The sequence below is a fragment of the Lactococcus sp. NH2-7C genome (genome assembly GCF_029953655.1).
Lineage (GTDB): Bacteria > Bacillota > Bacilli > Lactobacillales > Streptococcaceae > Lactococcus > Lactococcus lactis.
In genome coordinates this window covers 866,094-887,781 of the sequence record NZ_CP124538.1, presented here as the reverse complement: position 1 = coordinate 887,781, position 21,688 = coordinate 866,094, and the positions used below count along the sequence as shown (strand labels likewise).

Genomic DNA, 21,688 nt, shown 5'->3' with positions numbered 1-21,688 from the left:
ACAAGAACCATTTTGCTTTTCAGCTAATTTTTTTAGGGGAGTTAAAATGAGAAATAGGGGACCCAACTCTAAACCTAGCATGAAGTAATAAAGGAAAAATAAATGCCACAAGATAAAATCGTTATTCACGGTGCACGTGAGCACAATTTAAAAAATATAGATGTCGAAATTCCAAGAGATAAATTAGTTGTTGTTACTGGGGTTTCAGGGTCTGGGAAATCATCTCTTGCCTTTGAAACTTTATATGCAGAAGGACAACGCCGATATGTCGAATCTTTGTCAGCTTATGCCAGACAGTTTTTAGGAAATATGGATAAGCCAGATGTTGATTCAATTGATGGTTTGTCGCCAGCAATTTCTATTGACCAAAAAACAACTTCTAAAAATCCTCGTTCAACAGTCGGAACGGTTACGGAAATTAATGACTATTTGCGTCTATTATACGCCCGTGTTGGGACGCCATATTGTGTGAATGGTCATGGAAAAATTTCGGCACAGTCAGTTGAAGAAATTGTTGAACAAATTCTTGAACTTCCTGAAAGAACTCGTTTGCAAATTCTCGCTCCTGTCGTGCGTACCAAAAAAGGGACTCATGTCAAAATGTTTGAGCGTATCCAAAAAGATGGTTATGTTCGTGTTCGTGTTGACGGTGAAGTTTATGATATTTCAGAAGTTCCAGAACTTGATAAAAATAAAAAGCACAACATTGAAATTGTCATTGACCGTATTGTTGTAAAAGAAGGAATTCGTTCACGTCTGTTTGACTCTGTAGAGGCTGCGCTTCATCAGGCTGAGGGTTATGTTATTGTTGATAAAATGGATGGTTCAGAGCTTTTATTTAGTGAATTTTATGCCTGTCCAGTTTGCGGCTTTACTGTTCCGGAATTAGAACCACGTCTCTTCTCATTCAATGCTCCTTTTGGCTCATGTCCAGATTGTGATGGTTTAGGGGTCAAATTGGAACCCGATGTCGATTTATTGATTCCTGATACAAGCAAAACCCTCCGTGAAGGAGCAATTGTCTATTGGTATGGGAAAGCCTCAACTTATTACCCTGCTCTTTTAGAGCAAGCAATGGAGCAGTTCGGCATTGATTTAGATACGCCTTGGGAAAAACTGTCAGAAAAAGAACAACAAATTGTTTTATATGGAAACGGAGATAAACTTTTCCATTTTCTTCACGAAGGAGATTTTGGATTACGTGACCAAGATATGACCTTTGTTGGGGTCATTCCTAATCTTTGGCGTCGTTATCGTTCAGGAATGAGCGAGTCAGCTAGAGAAATGGCGCGTTCTTACATGACCGAATTGACTTGTACGACTTGCCATGGTTATCGTTTAAATGATCAAGCACTTTCTGTTAAAGTGGGAGAGAAAAATATTGCTGAGTTTTCAATTCTGTCAATTGGCGATACGCTTGATTATGTGAATAGTTTGGTTCTTTCTGCAAATAATGAAATTATCGCAAAACCTATTTTGAAAGAAATTAAAGATCGTTTGACTTTCTTGAAAAATGTTGGTTTGGATTATCTCACGCTATCGCGTTCAAGCGGAACACTTTCTGGTGGAGAGTCACAACGTATTCGTTTAGCGACACAGATTGGTTCAAATTTATCAGGTGTTTTGTATATTTTGGATGAACCTTCCATTGGTTTACATCAAAGAGATAATGACAGACTGATTGAGTCTTTACAAAAGATGCGTGATTTAGGAAATACCTTAATTGTCGTTGAACATGATGAAGACACGATGATGGCAGCCGATTGGCTTATTGATGTTGGCCCTGGGGCAGGTGATTTAGGAGGCGAAATTATTGCCTCTGGAACACCAAAACAAGTCATGAAAAATAAAAAATCACTGACAGGGCAATACTTGTCAGGGAAAAGAGCCATTCCAGTTCCTGAAAAACGTCGAGCCATTGATAAGAAAAAAATGGTCAAGATTACAGGTGCAAGCGAGAACAACTTGCAAAATCTTGACGTTGAGTTTCCAATGGGAGTTATGACGGCTGTAACTGGGGTTTCTGGTTCTGGTAAATCAACTTTAGTTAACAGTATTTTAAAGAAATCATTAGCTCAAAAATTGAATCACAACTCAGATAAACCTGGTAAGCATAAAAAAATTACCGGTTATGAAGGAATTGAGCGTTTGATTGATATTGACCAAAGTCCAATTGGTCGAACTCCACGTTCAAATCCGGCTACTTATACCAGCGTCTTTGATGACATCCGTGATTTATTTGCCAATACAAATGAAGCAAAAATTCGTGGTTATAAAAAAGGACGTTTCTCATTCAATGTTAAAGGTGGACGTTGTGAAGCCTGTTCTGGGGACGGAATCATCAAAATTGAAATGCATTTCTTGCCGGATGTTTATGTTCCATGTGAAGTTTGCCACGGCAGACGCTACAATTCAGAAACTTTAGAAGTTCATTATAAAGGAAAAAATATTTCAGAAGTACTCGATATGCGCGTGTCTGATGGTTTGGAATTCTTCCGTCATATTCCAAAAATTGAACGAAAACTTCAAACGATTGTTGATGTAGGTTTGGGATATGTGACGCTTGGACAACCAGCGACTACTTTATCAGGTGGGGAAGCTCAACGGATGAAATTAGCTTCTGAATTACAAAAACGTTCAAATGGTAAAGCTTTTTATATCCTGGATGAACCAACAACTGGTTTGCACAGTGAAGATATTGCGACCCTGATTCAAGTCTTAGATCGTTTGGTTGAACAAGGAAATACAATTGTCGTCATTGAGCATAATTTGGATGTCATTAAAACAGCAGATTATATCATCGATTTAGGACCAGAAGGTGGTGCTGGTGGTGGAACAATTATTGCCAAAGGAAGACCCGAAGAGGTAGCAGAAGTTGCTGACAGCTATACTGGTCAGTATTTGAAAGAAAAATTGGAAAAATAAGACTGATGGAAATTTAGACTTGTAATTAAAAGACTTATCAGTAAGTGCTTATGGTTGATAGAACTGTCAGCTTGTTCATCTGTAATTAAAATACTTAGTTCGATAATCGAATTGACAGAAGTGCCCATAAAATGTTCACCTTTGGTCGCATTTGATAGAACTGCTAGCATAGCTGACAATTCCTTTATTCACCGATAAAATGCTTCGCATTTTACTGACAGGAATCATGTTAGAAATATTTATCAGATAAGATTTCTGTCAGTAAATTTTACAATAAAAAGCGTAATCTATAAACTTAGATTACGCTTTTAAGGAAAGAAAATGGATAAATTTAAAGAAATTTTTGAGGCGATTAAAGCTGACCCACAAAACGAAAAATATACAAAAGAAGGGATAGAGCCTCTTTATTCTGTCCATAAAGAGGCAAAAATTTGTATTATTGGTCAGGCGCCAGGCATTCGAGCACAAGAATCACGACTCTTTTGGAATGATCCGTCAGGTGACCGCCTGCGTGATTGGCTTGGAATTGACCGAACCACTTTTTATGAGTCAAACAAAATATCTATTTTGCCTTTAGATTTTTATTTTCCTGGAAAAGGAAAATCAGGTGATCTGCCACCTCGGGCAGGTTTTGCACAAAAATGGCATAAAGTACTCTTAGAAGAAATGCCTGAGATTGAACTTTTTATTTTAGTAGGTTCTTATGCCATAAAATATTATTTAAATTTAAAATCATCAGCAAAAACCACAGAAGTCATTCGTGATTTTGAAGCCTACTTACCAAAATATTTTCCACTTGTTCATCCTAGTCCACGAAATAATATTTGGTTAGCTAAAAATCCGTGGTTTGAGCCTGAACTTTTACCAGAACTAAAAAAAAGAGTTGCTCAATTAATGAAATAAATTACTGACAGGCTGTCAGTAATAAAAAAAAGTTACTGACAGTATGTTAGTAACTTTTTTTATGTCCAATTACTCAATATATTTTTCTGACATCACTATTTTCAGATTTCAAGCAAATGTATTCAAATTATGCCAGTTCTATCCATAGGATATCTTCTGAAATTCTTTTTCCGCTAATTCATACAAACAATGATTCAGATGGTAATGGTCCAAAAATTGATAAATATTAACCGATTCAATCACATCAAAATAGCTAATATAATCAACAATATAGTCATGCATTTCCTGTTTATTAATAGTGACTTTGATTTCATCCTCAAATATTTCAGTAATTGCTTGGTGCATTTCCGAATATTCTTTGCTGATAATTGAATAAGCTAATTCAAAAGGTGCATCTGTCGTATCAACAAAGACATTAAAATATTCATAACTTCCGCCATTAGCTTCAAATATCTCCCAGAGAAGAAGAATCGCTTCATGGTTTGCTCTTACCTCTTGCGGGTTTATTGCGTCGAAGTATTCTCCACGATGATTGTCTTTATTAAGAATATGGATCAGTTCATGAGCGACTTCAAAAGGAGAAGCATCCTTGAAATTATATACCATTATTTTGTTATCCACATTAACCACCGCAGCCATTGGAAAAGTATCTACTGCAAAAATCTCAAAGCCACATTTTTCAATTTCTTTGAGGAGATAGTCTAAAAGCTCCTGTCTGCCCATAGAAAACCTCCTTATTTATCCTTATCTTCCAAACGTTTTCCAAGAGCAAGTTTCATGGCATTTTTTATTTCATCAGTCAAAGGTTTGCCGTCAAATGAAACCCATTTATCCCAATCAACTTTGCTATCATCTACTAAATCAGCTAGATCAACAGTTTGGTTTTGTTCTCCATTTTTCAAAGCAACAATTTTTGTACTTTCTTTTTCTTGATCTTTTTTTTCATTTTTAGCAAAACTAAGAACTTTTTCCTGCCGTATATCATTTAGGGACTTGCTGACTTCCACTATTTCGGCCACAGTTGAAGTTTGTTCTTGCTTACTTTGCCATTCCTCTAAAGAGTAGCCTTTTTTATATGAAGGATCAATATCAGATTTTAATATTCCTAAGCTATCAGAAATTTTTTGAAGATTACCCGCATTAGGTCTTGTGACTCCTTTTATATAGCCGGATAATGTTGTTGGAGGAATTCCAGCTTTTCTAGCAAATTCAGCTTGCGAAACTCCTTTTTCTTTTATTTTTTGTCTAATATTATTAGAAATAAGTTTTTTTAATTCCTCTTCTTGAGGTGTTAAAGTTCCTCTTCCCATTATTTCATCACTTTCTTGAAATTTATTCTACCGTTATTATAACGAATTAAACAGTATAAATCAATGGGGTTAATAAATTGCATATAATCTCTCTTGACATACTGTTTAAACAGTATTATAATAAATTTAAGAATTAGATGATAGAGATTATAAATAATCGTCTAATTTTAGTAAATTATTTATTTATATCTGTATTAGAAAAGCTTAAAGACATTAAAGTTAAGAAAAAATAAATAGGGATAAGTTGGTGTGTCAGAAATATTATCACCAAGATTTTAACAATAACACACTGGTTAAAAAGTATTTTTTATCAAAATATTAATAAAGGAAATGGAGAATACCAATAATATGGGATGGACTAGTTCCAAATAGTATAGTCTTAATCAATTATTTCTGGAGGAGAAGAGAGCTTTCCAGAATAGGAAGTTGCCGGATAGTTAAGGAAAATAAAAGGAATTTATAAAATCAAGCTTCCATGATAAGGACGATATGAAAAAGGTATCTAGCGCGTGTGACACTTATTAGAGAGAAAGCTGAATAAGAGCCTGACACAAAATAAAAAGATTTTTAGGGCATGTTAATAAAAAATTGAAGGAGGAAGCTATGGGAGATTCGCTTGATGAATTGATGAGTGATTATATAACTGGTATGTTGGAGGTGAAGATTAATTGTAGAAAAGAAGCAAATGAATCGATAGGTAACGAACGCATACTTGAAAGTGATCTTGATTATCAAAAAAAATGTGTTCAAAAAGCGGTATTAGACGGGATGATGGTTTCAATTGATGGCTTACTGATTAAACAGATTATTATTGCCCGTTTTAAATACCACTTGACTTGGATAAATGTTGGCAATCGAGTTTGTGTCGAAGAAAGTACTGCTCGTAAGCAATATGTGAAATTCAAAAAAGACCTTAGGAAAAATTTAAAGGCTTCGCTCATTGAAAAATAATTTCCCATAATTTTCCCGTTTTTTTCCGCTTTTTCATGTCATAATGTAACCATTAAAAAGAAAGGATTAAGTAAATTACTTAATTTAGAGGTAAAGTAAATGGCAGATGAAATGGTACTGGAGACACAACAATGGTTGAATAAAGCCTATGGAAACGTTTCGGGCTTTAAGAAAGTTACTGAGGATGGGAAAACAGGCTGGACAACAATCTACGCGCTCATACGTGGTTTGCAACATGAGTTAGGCATCACAGAACTCTCCGATAACTTTGGTGAGGAAACAAGTAAGCGTTATGATGAAAAAGTCGTCCCTAAACTCAAAGAAGGTTACAAAGGAAATATTGTTTATCTCCTTCAAGGGGCGTTTTGGTGTAAAGGTATTGGCCCAGGAGGTTTAAATGGTGAATTTTCTAATTATACTCAAGAAGCACTGACAAAGCTTCAGAATGAGGCAGGGTTTCCAAATGGAGATGGAGACTTTAATTCTAAATGGGCAAAAGCTTTGTTTGATATGAGCGCTTTTGTAATTGTTGAAGGGGGAGATGAAAAAATTCGCGGAATGCAACAATGGTTGAATGTGAATTATAATAGTTATTTTGGTATTTTACCTTGCGATGGTATTTATCAACGTGCAACAAATACTGCTTTAATTTATGCACTGCAATCAGAAGAAGGGCTACCTCCAGAATCTGAAGCAATAGAGGGAAAACCATTCGCAAATGGAAACTATGGAAATAAGACAGTTGAATTAACTCCCACTTTACAAAGTGGTGATTCAGGAAGCTTTGTAGAGATTTTGCAATATGGTCTATATGTCAATGGATTTTATCAATCAGGTGTTTTTGATGGCAATTACTCTGATAAAGTCGCTTCAGAAGTAACAAAATTTGCTTCATTTATGAATTATGATTCTACCGACTATTCAACGGGAGTTGCTAATCTAACCATTATTAAAGGTTTATTGACGAGTAATGGGAATACAAATCGTAATTCAAACGCGTTAGATACCTCTACCCAATTGTCCAATCAAGATATTTTGAATTTCAAGCAGTTTGGTTTCCAAATTATCGGTCGTTATTTAACAGGTTCTGTTGGAACAGGTTCAGATAAACGTGATAAAAAATTAACAACAGATGAAATAAATAAAATTGTATCTGCTGGTCTCAGTACTTTTCCTATTTATGAAGATGGAGGTTATGAGGAGGACTACTTTACAATCTATCAAGGCTATAAAGATGCCTTTCTTGCATCGAAAGCAGCAAGAGACTTAGGCTTTCCAGAAGGTGCAACGATCTATTTTGCAGTTGATGTTGATCTACAAGAAGGCGATATTGACGGGACAGCCGGACAATATATGATTGGTGTTGTTAATGGATTAGCCGCAACAGAATTTTACCCTGGAATTTACGGGACGCGTAATGTTTGTTTACATGGTGAAAAGTTAGGAATGAAGTATAGTTTTGTTTCTAATATGTCTTATGGTTGGAGTGGAAATCTAGGATATAAAATGCCTGATAATTGGGCTTTTGATCAATTTATTGAATACCCAATTGGGGGAACGCCTATTGATCAAGGTGCCTCTTCTGGGAAGGATAAAGGATATACCAAATTTGATCAAAATCCTGATAGGACAATTATGCCACAAGATGCACTTGACTCCATTACCTCTGGTAAATTATTTCAAGGAAAAGTTAAATTCGATAAATCAGTTGTTGTCTTGGATGAACCTTATTTAAAAATAACTACTTCTGCAGCAACTGTATTTAAAAAAGAAGGCAATGGTCCCTCATTTAATATTAAAAATGGAAAAATTGTATCAGATGATTCCGTAAGTTTGAAAGACTACCTAGCAAAAACTTTCCATCTTCCATCAGTTGGTGCCGACTTGGTTATTGATAAACTTGGTAATTCAACGATTTCTTCGTCATTTAACGCTGGTAATTTAAGCTTTAAATTGAGCACAAGTGATCAAAATATATTTAAGTTGACTCTTACTTACAATGTTCAAAAAGTAAATGAAAAACCTTTGAGCGGAGAGCTCTCAATGACATTAGAAATCGAATTTGACCCTCTTGCTTTTGTAACCGAAAAGGTATCAGGGCTCGCTTCTGATGTATTGGCACTCGTACCAAAATTTTTGGAAGTAATTGGGGTTGCAGCACTGATTATTGTTGCAGTTCTGGTTATTGGGGCTACAGCCCCAGTAGATGTTGTAGGGGCAGTAGCAGCTTTCTTACTTACATTCATTACTAAGGCAATAACAGTCTAAAGAAAATGACATCAGAAATGATGTCATTTTTTTATATATTTTTTACATTTGGGTTGGATAAATTTTAAAAAATTTTGATTTCTATTATCTAATTCTGATTGATTCTCATTTTTATTAATCACTAAAATGACAGAAGGTTCTGGGACTAATGATTTTTTATAATTTTTATAGATAAAATAGTACTTTGGAGTCTCAAGTAATAGGTCATAAGTTTTGTCTAAAGTATTTCTGTAAAAATTAAGTGAAGTATTACTCTTATCAGCAAAAGAGTTTTTAATCTTTTGCTGGAAATCTTCTGAAGGATATTCTTTATAACAGATAAGTGTCTTAGGAGAATATAAAAATAGGAACATAGCAGGAGAAATTAAAGGAATCAATAACATAAGAACCCAAAAACAAGCTACAAAAGAGAAATAATCTTTTAACAAGAATAGAGATATTGGAAATGCAAGTAAAAGACCAAAAATCATAAGTTGCTTATTTTTCCGAGGAAGAAAATATTTCCAATATGCAGAATGATAAAAAGTGAGATAAATCTTGAACCACGTCCACTTACTAAAGTGAGATACAAACATATAAATTCTCCGTTTATTATTTATTTACATTATACGATAAAACAATATAAAAGTGTATATAAACTAAATGATTAGTCAATACTTTAACTTTTTATGAGATTTTTGATAATAAAATTACAAGTACTAATAGACTTAAACAAAGTATAATTACAAGTCTCCTCATTCATAATAAACTTAGAACTTATTTACGAGGGTAAAAAAAAACACTGATGTTACCGTTTATTGAAAGGGTATTATCATTTTCGATTTCTACATTAATTGAGCTCGATGAATGATTATTTACTGAAATTTTATAATCCTTTAAAGAATAGAATTTTAAAGATTTACTTTTCTATATTGTCATTAATTATTTATTCTTTCGTTTGAAAACTTTTGTGAGTAACTTACCAATTTGATTAAACAAAAATAAATTATAAAATAAAACCTGACATTAATCAGGCTTTTATTATTCCTTAAGTAAAGATATATTGCGCATACAAAATCAGCTATCAAAATAAATAATAATAAGCGTCTTTAAGTATTATTTATCAAAGTTAGTTCTTTCCATTTGAATATGTTGAATACCAGCTTCTTCAAAAATTTCTCCAACTTCTTTAAATTGATATTTGCTGTACAAACCTTTGGCAGAAAGCTGTGCATGAAGTTCTAATTTATTTAATTTGCTTTCTTTAGCAAATTCAATTAGACGATCAATTAAAAGTTTTGCATAACCATGACCTCTTGCTTCTTTTAAAATAGCCATTCGTTGAATTAGCGCTGTTTTTTCATCCAAATCAGCAAGCAAACGAACAGTTCCTTTGGCAAGACCATTGTCATAAAGAACGAAATGAACAGAAGAGGCCTCTTCAAGAGCATTTCCAACTTCAAGTTCATAAGGAACACCTTGTTCTTTTACAAAAACTTGATTACGAATCCGTAAAGCATCAAAATAAATATCAGACATAGTATCACGAGTTACTCTAATTTCCATAATTTCTCCTAAAGATTAGTTTGCTTAAAAGCCTTGGATTTATTATAATATAAATATTCTAAAAATAGCAGAAATAAGTTATTTAAAATAACAATTATTCAATCATTTATTTTAAGAAAGACAAAAATAAATTAAATAAAGGAAATTTATGTTCAAAAATAGTAAATTATTCTTCTGGACAGTGGAGATATTAGCAGTAACCTTGTTAATCTTTCTTTTGTCTCAGATTGATTTTGTATTTCAACCCATTAAAACATTGTTGACGCTCTTATTTGTTCCGTTTATTATTGCAGGATTTTTATATTATGTTTTTAATCCTGTCGTTACTTTCATGGAAGAAAAGTTAAGAATAAAAAAGGTATTAGGAATTTTTATTGTTCTTTTATTAATCTTAGGAATGATTATTTTTGCAATTGCCTCAGTCATTCCAAGTTTAATTTCACAGTTGACAAGTCTAATTAATGCAACTGGAAAAGCTTATCCCCAAGTTAAGGATTGGATCGAAGGGCTTCAACATAATCCACGATTCGCTCAAATCTACGACCAACTTGATGTTAATAGTCTTGTTGAAAAGTTAAATATTTCGTACACTGATATTTTGCACAATTTGCTTAATAGTATCACGGTTAGTGTTGGAAGTATCGTTGGTATCATTACAAGTATTGTTATGGTAATGATTTTGGTACCAATCTTACTTTACTATATGCTTAAAGATGGTGAAAAGATTATTCCGTTTTTGAAGGAAAATGTTTTGACCGAAGATAGATTGAATATCTTTGAACTTCTTGAAAATATGAATCATACGATTTCACGTTATATTTCAGGAGTTGCGCTTGATGCCTTGCTTGTCTTTATTGTTGTATTTATTGGTTACATGGTTCTTGGGATTCCTTATGCCTTTCTTTTCGCACTCTTTGCTGGAGTAACGAATCTCATTCCTTATGCGGGACCATATATTGGTGTTTTACCGATGATAGTAACGGTGGCCTTTAATCGACCAATAACAGCACTCATTGCCGTTATCTATGTGCTTGTCTTGCAACAGCTTGACGGTAATCTAGTTTATCCTAAAATAGTGGGCTCAGCCGTTAAAGTTCATCCTGTAACTGTTATGATTTTAATGTTAATTTCTGGAAGTCTATATGGAATTCTTGGGATGATTATCGCCGTTCCTGCTTATTGCTTAGTCAAAGAGATTGTTAAATTTGCCAATAGCCTTTATAATAATCATAAAGCCGAACAAAGAAAAATTATTTCAAAATGAGAACAAAAATATGATATAATAATTCTATCTAAATTGTTAACTCTCATTTTCATTAAATTTGAGTTGGCAAAGTTTTGAGTGTTAAAAATAAACACTATAATATTTTTCTCAAGGAGCACTAATGTCAAACCCTGATCCCGAGAGTGTATCGATACTCTTGCAGATTCTTTTACTTATTTTTTTAACAGCTTTAAATGCCTTCTTTTCAGCCAGTGAGATGGCCATGGTCAGTCTCAGCCGGACGAAAGTAGAACAAAAGGCTAGCGAAGGTGATAAGAAATATATCAACCTTGTTAATATCCTTAATCAACCAAGTAATTTCCTCTCAACGATTCAAATTGGGATTACTTTGATTAATATTTTAGCGGGGGCTAGTTTGGCCGAAGCCTTATCTTCTCGTTTAGCTCCACTGTTAGGTGGAACAACTCTAGCTAAAACTTTGGCTCAAATTATTGTTTTAGCTGTCTTAACTTATGTCTCACTCGTGTTTGGTGAACTTTATCCAAAACGAATTGCCCAAAATCTTAAAGAAAAGATGGCTCTTAGAGTTGCACCACCTATCCAATTTTTGGGAAAAGTGATGAAACCTTTCGTTTGGCTTTTGGCAAGTTCAACAAATGTCTTAAGCCGATTGACTCCAATGAAATTTGATGATTTGGATGAAGGGATGACTCGAGATGAAATTGAGTATTTACTTAATACAAATGATGAAGCACTTGACGCTAATGAGCGCGAAATGATTACTGGCGTGTTCAGCTTAGACGAGTTGGTTGCACGTGAAATCATGGTTCCAAGAACGGATGCTTTCATGATTGATATTAATGATGATTCACGTGAAAATATTACCGCTATCCTAAATGAAACTTATTCACGGGTGCCAGTTTATGATGATGACAAAGATAATATTCTGGGAATTTTACATGTGAAAAAACTTTTAAGATATTCTTTTGACCATGGTTTTGATGATATTGACTTACGAGAAATTCTTCAAGAACCTTTGTTCGTTCCTGAAACAATCTTTGTTGATGACTTGATGCGTCAAATGCGTAAAACTCAAAATCAAATGGCTGTATTGTTAAACGAATACGGTGGTGTTGAAGGTGTAGTTACCTTAGAAGATTTACTAGAAGAAATCGTTGGGGAAATTGATGACGAAACCGATATTGCTGAAGAAGAAGTCTTCAAAATCGGTGAAAATCTCTATGTTGTTCAAGGGAAAATGACCTTGAATGACTTCAATGAAGAATTTGATACACATCTTGAAAGCAATGACGTCGATACAATTGCGGGTTATTTCTTAGCGACAACTGGTAAAATTCCAGCCAAAGGACAACAAATTGTCTGCAAAGTAGACAATGATGAAGACCATTTTTCACTGACAAGTTTAGAAGTCTCTGGAAAACGCGTGGTTAAACTTCGTGTTGAATTTGATGTCGAACCAGAAGAAACAGAAATTTAAAAAATTACTGACAGAAATTCTGTCAGTTTTTTTATAGAATAAAACTGATAATTATTTAGATAAGCCCTTACATTTAGGTGCTGACAAGAAATAATTTACTAAAAATTTTTACTGACAGAGCCCTTATTCGTAACTTTTACTGACAGAATTTGATTTGATAAAATCAATGAATTGCGGTATGATAGGGGTGTAAAATAGTGTTTTGAATTGGAGAAGATGATGTCAGAGAATATAGATGAACTTAAAAAAGTTACTGGACTGATTCATTCAACTGAATCTTTTGGTTCTGTTGATGGTCCTGGGGTCCGTTTTATTATTTTCATGCAAGGCTGTCGGATGCGTTGCAAGTATTGTCACAACCCTGATACTTGGGCATTAAAGTCAGATAAAGCGACAGAGCGTACCGTAGAAGATGTTATGGATGAGGCGCTTCGTTTTAGAGGTTTTTGGGGAGAAAAAGGTGGAATTACTGTTTCTGGTGGTGAGGCGCTCCTTCAAATTGACTTTGTATTAGCTCTTTTCAAATATGCAAAATCTCTCGGTATTCATACAACACTTGATACAGCTGCTCAACCTTATTTGACTGACAAATATGTAACTGAAAAAATTGATGAATTACTAGATTATACCGATTTAGTATTATTAGACATTAAAGAAATGAATCCTGAACGTCACAAAGAATTGACAGCTAATAAAAATGATAATATTTTAGCTTTTGCACAGTATTTATCAGACCGTGGTAATGCAATGTGGGTTCGTCACGTTCTTGTTCCTGGTGAAAGTGATTTTGATGAAGATTTGGTTCAATTAGGTGAATTTGTAAAAACCTTAAAAAATGTCTTGAAATTTGAAATTTTACCTTACCATACAATGGGTGAATTTAAATGGCGTGAATTAGGTTGGAAATATCCGCTTGAAGGTGTGAAACCTCCAACAAAAGATCGTGTTCATAATGCTAAAGAAATCATGAATACAGAATCTTATCAAGATTACTTAGAACGTATAAGATAAAAGAATAAAAAATGAATTTGAAGTTATTCAGATTCATTTTTATTTTACAAAATGAACAATCGGATAAAATCAGTCCTAAATGAAAATGAAAATGTGCTTAATCAGCCATTTTTTGGTATAATTTAAGGGATGATAACCCAAACAATTTTTAGCCAAAACTAGAAGTTGAAATGGGAATTAAAATTTTTAAAATGAGGTAAAAAAATGTCTGATAAAATACTTGTTTTTGGTCATCAAAAACCTGATACTGACGCTATCGGCTCATCATATGGATTTTCATATTTGAGCAACCACCGTCCAAATGGTGCCCTTAACACTGAAGTAGTTGCCCTTGGAACTCCAAATGAAGAAACACAATTCGTATTGGATTACTTTGGCGTGAAAGCTCCACGTGTAGTAAAATCAGCAAAAGAAGAGGGTGTGGATACAGTAATTTTGACTGACCACAATGAGTTCCAACAATCAATTTCTGATATTGAAGATTTAACAATTTATGGAGTAGTTGACCATCACCGTGTGGCTAATTTTAATACAGCAGCTCCTTTGTTTATGACTGTTGAACCTGTTGGTTCTGCGTCATCAATTGTTTACCGTAAATTCCTTGAAGCAAATGTTGAAATTCCTAAAGAAGTTGCTGGACTTTTACTTTCAGGTTTGATTTCAGATACTTTGCTTTTGAAATCACCAACGACTCATGTAACAGACCACAAAGTTGCTAAAGAACTTGCTGAAATTGCTGGTGTTAACCTTGAAGAGTATGGACTTGCAATGCTTAAAGCTGGAACAAATTTATCAACTAAAACAGCAGAAGAATTGATTGATATTGATGCAAAAACTTTTGAATTGAATGGTTCAAATGTGCGTATTGCACAAGTTAATACAGTTGATATTCCAGAAGTTTTAGAACGTCTGTCAGATATTAAAGCAGCTATCAATGCTTCAATGACAGCAAATGGATATGATGACTTTGTCTTTATGATTACTGACATCGTTAACTCAAACTCTGAAATCATTGCTTTGGGTGCACACCCAGAAAAATCAGAAGCAGCTTTCAACTTTACACTTGCAGATGACCACGCCTTCCTTGCTGGTGCTGTTTCGCGTAAAAAACAAGTTGTTCCACAATTGACTGAAAGCTTCAATAAATAATGACTATTAAAATCTATAATGAAAATCGGCTGACAAGTCAGCCCTTTTTTAAAGATTTGATAGAATATTTAGCACAACATGATGAAGTTATGCTCAGACAGATTCATAAAGATTTTGCTGACGTAAAAAATATTGACCGGCAAATTGACTCATTTATTGCTGCTGGGTTAATCTTACGTTCTGATAAACGTTACTCGCTTGGCTTTCATGTTTTTAATGACAGTGAGTTTGATTGGGAAACTTTAAAAGACAAAATTGCTGAACCGCAGAAAAATATCTACGAACCTCCAATTTTTATTGAAAAGGAGTCACGGATTGAAAAGCTATTATCCCAAAGTATGCTTTATCAATCTTTGGCTAATCAAACGAATCAAGTTATCTTGAATTTCATGACATCTTTTTCTTACAAAGAATATCCACAGAATACTGAAATTCCACAATCACTTGCCAATTATTTTGATAAAGTGGCCAAGAATTTACCTTTGACTCCGCTTGAAACAGAGGTTTATCAAATGATTGGCGATGTTGACCCAGAATATGCGCTTAAGTATATGACTACTTTTCTTTTGAAATTTATGCGTAAAGAAGTTGTCAAATCTAAACCGGATATTTTTGTCGATGTGCTAGAAAAATATAAGTATATTGAAAAAATTTCGGAAAAAGAATACAAATGTCTTTTGAAATTTTCAGAACAAGTGATTCCAGAGCAGAAATATGCTGATGCTAAATCTTTCATTATTGCTCAAATTCAACAAACCACAGCTATTGAGTCATTCATCTCACTTGGAGACAAATAGACTATTAGAATAAATTTAAGGAGAACCAATGAAGTACGAAAAACTGTTACCCCGTTTTCTTGAATATGTTAAAGTAAACACACGTTCAGATGAAAACAGCACAACAACACCTTCAACTCAAGCGCTCGTAGAATTTGCCCACAAAATGGGTGAAGATATGAAAGCACTTGGTCTCAAAGATGTTCATTATCTTGAATCAAATGGTTATGTTATCGGTACAATTCCTGCGAATACAGATAAAAAAGTGCGCAAAATTGGACTTTTAGCTCACTTGGATACCGCTGATTTCAACGCAGAGGGTGTTAACCCACAAATTTTGGAAAATTATGATGGTGAATCTGTGATTAAACTTGGTGATACTGAGTTTACACTTGATCCAAAAGATTTTCCAAATCTTAAAAACTACAAAGGGCAAACTTTGGTTCATACTGATGGAACAACTTTGCTTGGTTCAGATGATAAATCAGGTGTAGCTGAAATCATGACTTTGGCTGACTATCTTTTGAATATTAATCCTGATTTTGAACATGGTGAAATTCGTGTTGGATTTGGTCCTGATGAAGAAATTGGTGTAGGTGCTGATAAATTCGACGTAGCTGACTTTGATGTTGACTTTGCTTACACTGTAGATGGAGGACCACTTGGAGAACTTCAATATGAAACTTTCTCAGCAGCTGGTGCAGTGATTGAGTTCCAAGGAAAAAATGTTCACCCAGGTACAGCAAAAAATACAATGGTTAATGCATTACAATTAGCAATTGACTACCACAATGCACTTCCAGAATTTGACCGTCCTGAAAAAACCGAAGGTCGTGAAGGTTTCTTCCATCTTTTGAAACTTGATGGTACACCAGAAGAAGCACGAGCTCAATATATCATTCGTGACCATGAAGAAGGTAAATTCAACGAACGTAAAGCCTTGATGCAAGAGATTGCAGATAAAATGAATGCTGATCTTGGTCAAAACCGTGTGAAACCAGTTATTAAAGACCAATACTACAACATGGCTCAAATTATTGAAAAAGATATGTCAATTATTGATATTGCTAAAAAAGCAATGGAAAATCTTGATATTGTCCCAATTATTGAACCAATCCGTGGTGGAACTGATGGCTCTAAAATTTCATTTATGGGACTTCCAACACCAAACCTTTTTGCAGGTGGTGAAAACATGCACGGACGTTTTGAATTTGTTTCTGTACAAACAATGGAAAAAGCAGTAGATACTTTGCTTGAAATCATTCGTTTGAACAATGAAGTAGCAAAATAAAAGAAAAAGAGAGAGTAATTAGTTTTTAAGCTCAATAATAAAAGAACAAGTCGCCCAAGAAGGTTTTTGATTAAAAATCTTCATGAGCGGCTTGCTTTGCGCTTATCATGTAATTTTCAGACTAATTGCTACTTTTCGATAACTTTCTGTTACTGTATAAAATATTATTCTGTTTCTAAATATTTTACTAACAACTTTGTTAGTAAAATGAGTTATTATTCAACGCTTTAAAAATAAAAATTGACTGATTATAAGTCAATTAATGTAAAAGGAAAGATTATGTCACAAAACACAAAAGGTAAACTCTCACTCGTAGGACTCTCGTTGATGATATTTACGACTGTCTTCGGTTTTGGGAATATCCCTGTCGCTTTCTATCAAATGGGCTACGGCGCCATTCCTTGGTATATTATTGGAGCTCTGCTCTTTTTCCTCCCTTTTGCCTTTATGGTAACGGAAATGGGTTCAGCATTTAAAGATGAAAAAGGAGGAATTTATTCATGGATGAGTGAGGCGGTTAATCCTACCTTCGCCTTCGTCGGAACATTCATGTGGTATGCTTCTTATGTCATCTGGATGGTAAGTGTTGCTAACAAAATTTTGATTCCAATGGTCAATTTGATTTTTGGTAACTCCACTCACACTCCTTCATTACTTTGGATTTCCATTGCAGCTGTAGTTTGGATGGCATTGATTACCTTTATGGTCTCAAAAGGTGTAGAAACAATTAAAAAATTCACCTCTATTGCGGGAATTGCCGTTCTTTCACTTAATGTTATTTTAATTCTTGGTGCCGTTCTTGTACTTATTGTTAATGGTCATCCAGCAACACCAATTAACCTTGCTGCTTTTACTTCATCTCCTAACCCAACTTTTGATGGTAGTATTGTTGCCTTTATTGCCTTTCTTGTTTTTGCCATTTTTGCCTATGGTGGGGTTGAATCAATTGCTGGTTTAGTTGACCAAACTCATGAACCTGAGAAAAATTTCCCACGTGGAATTATCACATCAGCACTTATTATTGCTGTTGGTTATGCTATCGCTATTCTTAGTGTTGGTTTCTTTGTTGATTATTCACAATGGATTCCAGCCATTAAAGATGGATCAATGAACCTGGGGACTGTTCCTTACATGCTTTTGCAAAACCTTGGTGAAGCGGTTGGTCATGCACTTGGACTTTCTACTTCTGGAGCAGATATTCTTGGTGGTATTTTCGCCCGCTATATTGGTCTTTCTATGCTTCTTGCTTACATGGGCGCTTTCTTTACCTTGACTTATAGTCCAATCAAACAGTTGATTACTGGTACACCAGAAAAACTTTGGCCTGGTAAATTAGGAAGACTTGATGAAGAAGGAATGCCAAAATTTGCAATGTGGATTCAATTTGCGATTGTTACCTTAATTATTGTTTTGAATTTCTTGACTTCACAAGGTGGAGCAAGTCAATTCTTCCTCATTTTGACTTATATGGCTAATGTTTCTATGACGTTGCCTTATCTTTTCATCGTTATTGCTTTCTGGTACTTCAAGAAGAATAAAAATATTGCTAAACCAATTGAATTCTTTAAATCAAACTTTGTTGTGAACTTCTTGACAATTTTGGTTTTGGTTGTTGTTGGTGGGGCTAACTTCTTTACCATTATTCAACCAATTGTGAATTACGTTCAATTACCAGCTGTTGACCAAACTGGGAAAGCATTATCTGAAATGTTGACATCATTTATTTCAATGATTGGTGGTCCACTTATCTTTGGTGTAATTGCCTACTTCATGATGCACAACTATAGAAAGAAAAATAACTTGTGATAACGTTATTAAAAAAGCTGAGTAAACTCAGCTTTTTTTATATTCAGATATTTTATCAATAAAAAGTGCTCCATATTTTTCTAGTTTAACTGGACCAACACCAGAAATTTGTAAAAATTGACTTGGATTATCTGGCAGAACTTGAGCCATTTCTTTAAGCGCACTATCAGAAAAAATCATGAAAGGAGGAACGCCTTCTTCCTTGGCTAATTCAAGTCGGAGTGCACGAATACTTGCAAAACATTCTTCATCAAAATGATGAGAAGGTCTTGTTTTCGATTCAATAATCAAGCTAGCTTTGCGATAAACATTGATTTGTCCTTTGAGGACCTTTAATCCTTGGGCTGAAAGAAGCAGGAGAGGGAATTTACCTGATGTGATGTTTAAATAACCTTCAGCAGATAGAAAATCGATTAATTCACCTACGGTCTTTTGCGAATAGTTTTTCATGATTCCAAAAGTTGATAGAGATTCAAAATTCCATTTGGCAATGTTTTTATTTTTAGAACCGATCAAAACTTGTGCTACGGCTGTCTTACCAAAACGTTCGCCCATTCGGACGATGCAAGATAGAACTTTTTGAGCATCAATTGTGATATCGAGAAGTTCTCTTTCATCAAGACAATTACTACACTTTTTACAATCTTCACCTTCATCACCAAAATATTGCAAGATATAGCGTTGCAAACAGGTTTCGGCACTTGTATATGCTTGCATTTGCCGAAGCTTTTCGTATTCATGTTCCTTGTGCGCTTCATCGCCTTCACTTTGCTCAATCAAAAAATTACGAATTCGTAAATCATTTGGTGAAAAAAGAAGTATAGCATCAGATTCAAGGCCGTCTCGTCCTGCTCGCCCTGCTTCTTGATAATAACTTTCAATTGTTGCGGGAAGGGCATAATGAATCACAAATCGAACATTTGGTTTATTGATTCCCATGCCAAAAGCATTAGTGGCAACCATTATTGGCACTTCGTCAAAGAGAAAAAGTTCTTGATTCATTTGACGTTCGTGTTCGCTCAGGCCAGCATGGTAACGAACGGCTTTTAAATGATTATGGTTGAGCCATTCACAAATTTCTTCAACTTCTTTACGAGTGCTGGCATAGATAATTCCAGCAGCCTCACTCTCTTGGTTTTTAAGATAATTTTTAAGAAAAGTTCTCTTATCCGTCCCTTTGACTACTTCAAAACGTAAATTTTCTCTAAGAAAACCAGTTTTAATAGTATGACTGGGGGAAATTGAAAGAAGTTTTTGAATATCATCTGCAACTTTTGGTGTCGCAGTGGCGGTAAGGGCTAATACGGTAGGATTTGTTGGTAAATATTGGAGATGAGAGGCAAAATCGACATAACTGGGTCTAAAATCATGTCCCCATTGTGAAATGCAGTGTGCCTCGTCTATGGCAACTAAATCAATTGGAAGTTTTTGTAAAAAGGCATTGAAATAGTCTAATGAAAAACGCTCTGGTGCCACAAATAGAAGCTTGATTTCACCATTTTCCACCTGTCGCATTCTTTGATAAGATTCGGAATCCTTCAAGGTAGAGTTAATAAATGTTGCTGGGATTCCGGCAATATTCAGCTGGTCTACCTGATCTTTCATCAAGCTGATAAGTGGGGAGATTACGAGAGTAAGCCCTGGTTGAATAAGAGCTGGTAATTGATAGCAGATTGATTTTCCAGCTCCTGTAGGTAAAATACCAAGAGTGGCTTGTCCCTCTAGGACTTGTTCGATAATTTGTTTCTGACCATTTCGGAAATTGTCATACCCAAAAATTTCTTTTAATTTTGCTTCTAAATTCATTCTTACTATATTATACGTAAAAGAAGAAGAAAAATCACAAATGACTCATAAAAATTGATAATGAATGGTTCAAAGATTACATTAAAAGAACCAAGATGTTTTTGTTACTTCAAATGATACAAAATGAGGTGAAAAGTGATATAATAAAACAAAAGAATGCGTTTACAAAATTTTATATATAGAGGAGACTTTCTTATGAAAGCAGCAGTAGTAAGACACAATCCAGATGGTTATGCAGATGTTGTTGAAAAAGAACTTCGGCCGATTAGAAGCAATGAGGCCTTGCTCGAAATGGAGTATTGTGGGGTTTGTCATACCGATTTGCATGTGGCAGCGGGGGATTATGGCAACAAAGCAGGGACTGTTCTTGGTCATGAAGGAATTGGAATTGTCAAAGAAATTGGAGCTGATGTAAGCTCACTTCAAGTTGGTGACCGGGTTTCAGTAGCTTGGTTCTTTGAGGGATGCGGTCACTGTGAATACTGTGTATCTGGTAATGAAACTTTTTGCCGAGAAGTTAAGAATGCAGGATATTCTGTTGATGGCGGGATGGCTGAAGAAGCGATTGTTGTTGCCGATTATGCTGTCAAAGTTCCTAACGGACTTGATCCGATTGAAGCTAGCTCAATTACTTGTGCTGGAGTAACAACTTACAAAGCAATCAAAGTATCAGGGGTAAAACCTGGTGATTGGCAAGTAATTTTTGGGGCTGGAGGACTTGGAAATTTAGCGATTCAATATGCTAAAAATGTTTTTGGAGCAAAAGTAATTGCTGTTGATATTAATCAAGATAAATTAAATTTAGCTAAAAAAATTGGGGCTGATGTGATTATCAATTCTGGTGATGTAAATCCAGTTGATGAAATTAAAAAAATAACTGGTGGCTTAGGAGCACAAAGTGCAATAGTTTGTGCTGTTGCAAGGATTGCTTTTGAACAAGCGGTTGCTTCTTTGAAACCAATGGGCAAAATGGTTGCTGTGGCACTTCCTAATACTGAGATGACTTTATCAGTTCCAACAGTTGTTTTTGATGGGGTGGAGGTTGCAGGTTCACTTGTCGGAACAAGACTTGACTTGGCAGAAGCGTTTCAATTTGGAGCAGAAGGTAAGGTAAAACCAATTGTTGCGACACGCAAACTGGAAGAAATCAATGATATTATTGATGAAATGAAGGCAGGAAAAATTGAAGGCCGAATGGTCATTGATTTTACTAAATAAATATAA

The 21,688-nt window shown here is 34.7% G+C and carries 17 protein-coding genes; 12 read left to right on the top strand and 5 right to left on the bottom strand.

What is annotated here, in order from left to right:
- The first annotated feature begins 102 nt into the window (after positions 1-102).
- Positions 103-2,925, top strand: coding sequence for an excinuclease ABC subunit UvrA (gene uvrA, locus QJV49_RS04240; protein WP_225511863.1), 2,823 nt, complete (start codon positions 103-105; stop codon positions 2,923-2,925).
- Between the two features lie 321 nt (positions 2,926-3,246).
- On the top strand, positions 3,247-3,828 hold the full coding sequence (locus tag QJV49_RS04235; protein WP_225511864.1) for a uracil-DNA glycosylase family protein: 582 nt from the start codon (positions 3,247-3,249) through the stop codon (positions 3,826-3,828).
- Positions 3,829-3,966: 138 nt separating this feature from the next.
- Here QJV49_RS04235 and QJV49_RS04230 read toward each other — a convergent pair whose 3' ends face one another.
- Positions 3,967-4,551 carry a hypothetical protein gene (locus QJV49_RS04230; RefSeq protein WP_225511865.1) on the bottom strand — a complete coding sequence of 195 codons (585 nt, stop codon included), beginning with the start codon at positions 4,549-4,551 and terminating at the stop codon, positions 3,967-3,969.
- 11 nt (positions 4,552-4,562) lie between these two features.
- A complete protein-coding gene (locus QJV49_RS04225) occupies positions 4,563-5,138 on the bottom strand; it encodes a helix-turn-helix domain-containing protein (protein WP_225511866.1) in 576 nt (191 codons plus the stop codon).
- 603 nt (positions 5,139-5,741) lie between these two features.
- Between QJV49_RS04225 and QJV49_RS04220 the strand changes: the two genes are divergently transcribed.
- Positions 5,742-6,089: a DUF722 domain-containing protein gene (locus QJV49_RS04220; RefSeq protein WP_225511867.1), complete on the top strand. Its 348-nt coding sequence runs from the start codon at positions 5,742-5,744 to the stop codon at positions 6,087-6,089.
- Between the two features lie 99 nt (positions 6,090-6,188).
- Positions 6,189-8,357 (top strand): glycoside hydrolase domain-containing protein, encoded by a 2,169-nt coding sequence (locus QJV49_RS04215; RefSeq protein ID WP_225511868.1) that lies wholly within the window; start codon positions 6,189-6,191, stop codon positions 8,355-8,357.
- Between the two features lie 23 nt (positions 8,358-8,380).
- On the opposite strand, the gene QJV49_RS04210 is transcribed toward QJV49_RS04215, so the two are convergent.
- Both QJV49_RS04210 and QJV49_RS04205 read right to left on the bottom strand, forming a co-directional pair.
- Positions 8,381-8,827 (bottom strand): hypothetical protein, encoded by a 447-nt coding sequence (locus QJV49_RS04210; RefSeq protein WP_241892018.1) that lies wholly within the window; start codon positions 8,825-8,827, stop codon positions 8,381-8,383.
- A 625-nt stretch (positions 8,828-9,452) separates the two neighbouring features.
- Positions 9,453-9,902: a GNAT family N-acetyltransferase gene (locus tag QJV49_RS04205; RefSeq protein WP_225511870.1), complete on the bottom strand. Its 450-nt coding sequence runs from the start codon at positions 9,900-9,902 to the stop codon at positions 9,453-9,455.
- A gap of 148 nt (positions 9,903-10,050) precedes the next feature.
- On the opposite strand from QJV49_RS04205, the gene QJV49_RS04200 reads away from it, so the two are divergent.
- The 7 genes from QJV49_RS04200 (at position 10,051) to yjeM (ending at position 18,658) form a co-directional block, all read left to right on the top strand.
- Positions 10,051-11,166: an AI-2E family transporter gene (locus QJV49_RS04200; protein ID WP_225511872.1), complete on the top strand. Its 1,116-nt coding sequence runs from the start codon at positions 10,051-10,053 to the stop codon at positions 11,164-11,166.
- A gap of 121 nt (positions 11,167-11,287) precedes the next feature.
- Positions 11,288-12,625: a hemolysin family protein gene (locus QJV49_RS04195; RefSeq protein WP_225511873.1), complete on the top strand. Its 1,338-nt coding sequence runs from the start codon at positions 11,288-11,290 to the stop codon at positions 12,623-12,625.
- A 216-nt stretch (positions 12,626-12,841) separates the two neighbouring features.
- Positions 12,842-13,636 (top strand): pyruvate formate-lyase-activating protein, encoded by a 795-nt coding sequence (pflA, locus tag QJV49_RS04190; RefSeq protein ID WP_225511875.1) that lies wholly within the window; start codon positions 12,842-12,844, stop codon positions 13,634-13,636.
- Positions 13,637-13,840: 204 nt separating this feature from the next.
- Positions 13,841-14,785, top strand: coding sequence for a manganese-dependent inorganic pyrophosphatase (locus QJV49_RS04185; RefSeq protein WP_003130319.1), 945 nt, complete (start codon positions 13,841-13,843; stop codon positions 14,783-14,785).
- On the top strand, positions 14,785-15,582 hold the full coding sequence (locus QJV49_RS04180) for a DUF1803 domain-containing protein (protein ID WP_225511876.1): 798 nt from the start codon (positions 14,785-14,787) through the stop codon (positions 15,580-15,582). Before QJV49_RS04185 ends, QJV49_RS04180 begins: the two co-directional genes overlap by 1 nt.
- A gap of 28 nt (positions 15,583-15,610) precedes the next feature.
- On the top strand, positions 15,611-16,852 hold the full coding sequence (gene pepT, locus QJV49_RS04175) for a peptidase T (RefSeq protein ID WP_225511878.1): 1,242 nt from the start codon (positions 15,611-15,613) through the stop codon (positions 16,850-16,852).
- Positions 16,853-17,131: 279 nt separating this feature from the next.
- A complete protein-coding gene (yjeM, locus tag QJV49_RS04170; protein ID WP_225511879.1) occupies positions 17,132-18,658 on the top strand; it encodes a glutamate/gamma-aminobutyrate family transporter YjeM in 1,527 nt (508 codons plus the stop codon).
- A 27-nt stretch (positions 18,659-18,685) separates the two neighbouring features.
- Here yjeM and recQ read toward each other — a convergent pair whose 3' ends face one another.
- On the bottom strand, positions 18,686-20,464 hold the full coding sequence (recQ, locus tag QJV49_RS04165) for a DNA helicase RecQ (RefSeq protein WP_225511881.1): 1,779 nt from the start codon (positions 20,462-20,464) through the stop codon (positions 18,686-18,688).
- A 195-nt stretch (positions 20,465-20,659) separates the two neighbouring features.
- Between recQ and adhP the strand changes: the two genes are divergently transcribed.
- Positions 20,660-21,682, top strand: a complete 1,023-nt coding sequence (adhP, locus tag QJV49_RS04160) for an alcohol dehydrogenase AdhP (RefSeq protein ID WP_225511883.1) — start codon at positions 20,660-20,662, stop codon at positions 21,680-21,682.
- Positions 21,683-21,688 lie beyond the last annotated feature (6 nt).

What these genes read in the sequence shown, in the direction of transcription:
- adhP (WP_225511883.1), top strand. Translation starts at nt 20,660, where the DNA reads ATGAAAGCAGCAGTAGTAAGACACAATCCAGATGGTTATGCAGATGTT.
- QJV49_RS04225 (WP_225511866.1), bottom strand. Translation starts at nt 5,138, where the DNA reads ATGGGAAGAGGAACTTTAACACCTCAAGAAGAGGAATTAAAAAAACTT.
- pflA (WP_225511875.1), top strand. Translation starts at nt 12,842, where the DNA reads ATGATGTCAGAGAATATAGATGAACTTAAAAAAGTTACTGGACTGATT.
- QJV49_RS04235 (WP_225511864.1), top strand. Translation starts at nt 3,247, where the DNA reads ATGGATAAATTTAAAGAAATTTTTGAGGCGATTAAAGCTGACCCACAA.
- QJV49_RS04210 (WP_241892018.1), bottom strand. Translation starts at nt 8,827, where the DNA reads ATGATTTTTGGTCTTTTACTTGCATTTCCAATATCTCTATTCTTGTTA.
- QJV49_RS04195 (WP_225511873.1), top strand. Translation starts at nt 11,288, where the DNA reads ATGTCAAACCCTGATCCCGAGAGTGTATCGATACTCTTGCAGATTCTT.
- QJV49_RS04215 (WP_225511868.1), top strand. Translation starts at nt 6,189, where the DNA reads ATGGCAGATGAAATGGTACTGGAGACACAACAATGGTTGAATAAAGCC.
- recQ (WP_225511881.1), bottom strand. Translation starts at nt 20,464, where the DNA reads ATGAATTTAGAAGCAAAATTAAAAGAAATTTTTGGGTATGACAATTTC.
- QJV49_RS04185 (WP_003130319.1), top strand. Translation starts at nt 13,841, where the DNA reads ATGTCTGATAAAATACTTGTTTTTGGTCATCAAAAACCTGATACTGAC.
- QJV49_RS04230 (WP_225511865.1), bottom strand. Translation starts at nt 4,551, where the DNA reads ATGGGCAGACAGGAGCTTTTAGACTATCTCCTCAAAGAAATTGAAAAA.
- uvrA (WP_225511863.1), top strand. Translation starts at nt 103, where the DNA reads ATGCCACAAGATAAAATCGTTATTCACGGTGCACGTGAGCACAATTTA.
- QJV49_RS04205 (WP_225511870.1), bottom strand. Translation starts at nt 9,902, where the DNA reads ATGGAAATTAGAGTAACTCGTGATACTATGTCTGATATTTATTTTGAT.
- QJV49_RS04180 (WP_225511876.1), top strand. Translation starts at nt 14,785, where the DNA reads ATGACTATTAAAATCTATAATGAAAATCGGCTGACAAGTCAGCCCTTT.
- pepT (WP_225511878.1), top strand. Translation starts at nt 15,611, where the DNA reads ATGAAGTACGAAAAACTGTTACCCCGTTTTCTTGAATATGTTAAAGTA.
- QJV49_RS04220 (WP_225511867.1), top strand. Translation starts at nt 5,742, where the DNA reads ATGGGAGATTCGCTTGATGAATTGATGAGTGATTATATAACTGGTATG.
- yjeM (WP_225511879.1), top strand. Translation starts at nt 17,132, where the DNA reads ATGTCACAAAACACAAAAGGTAAACTCTCACTCGTAGGACTCTCGTTG.
- QJV49_RS04200 (WP_225511872.1), top strand. Translation starts at nt 10,051, where the DNA reads ATGTTCAAAAATAGTAAATTATTCTTCTGGACAGTGGAGATATTAGCA.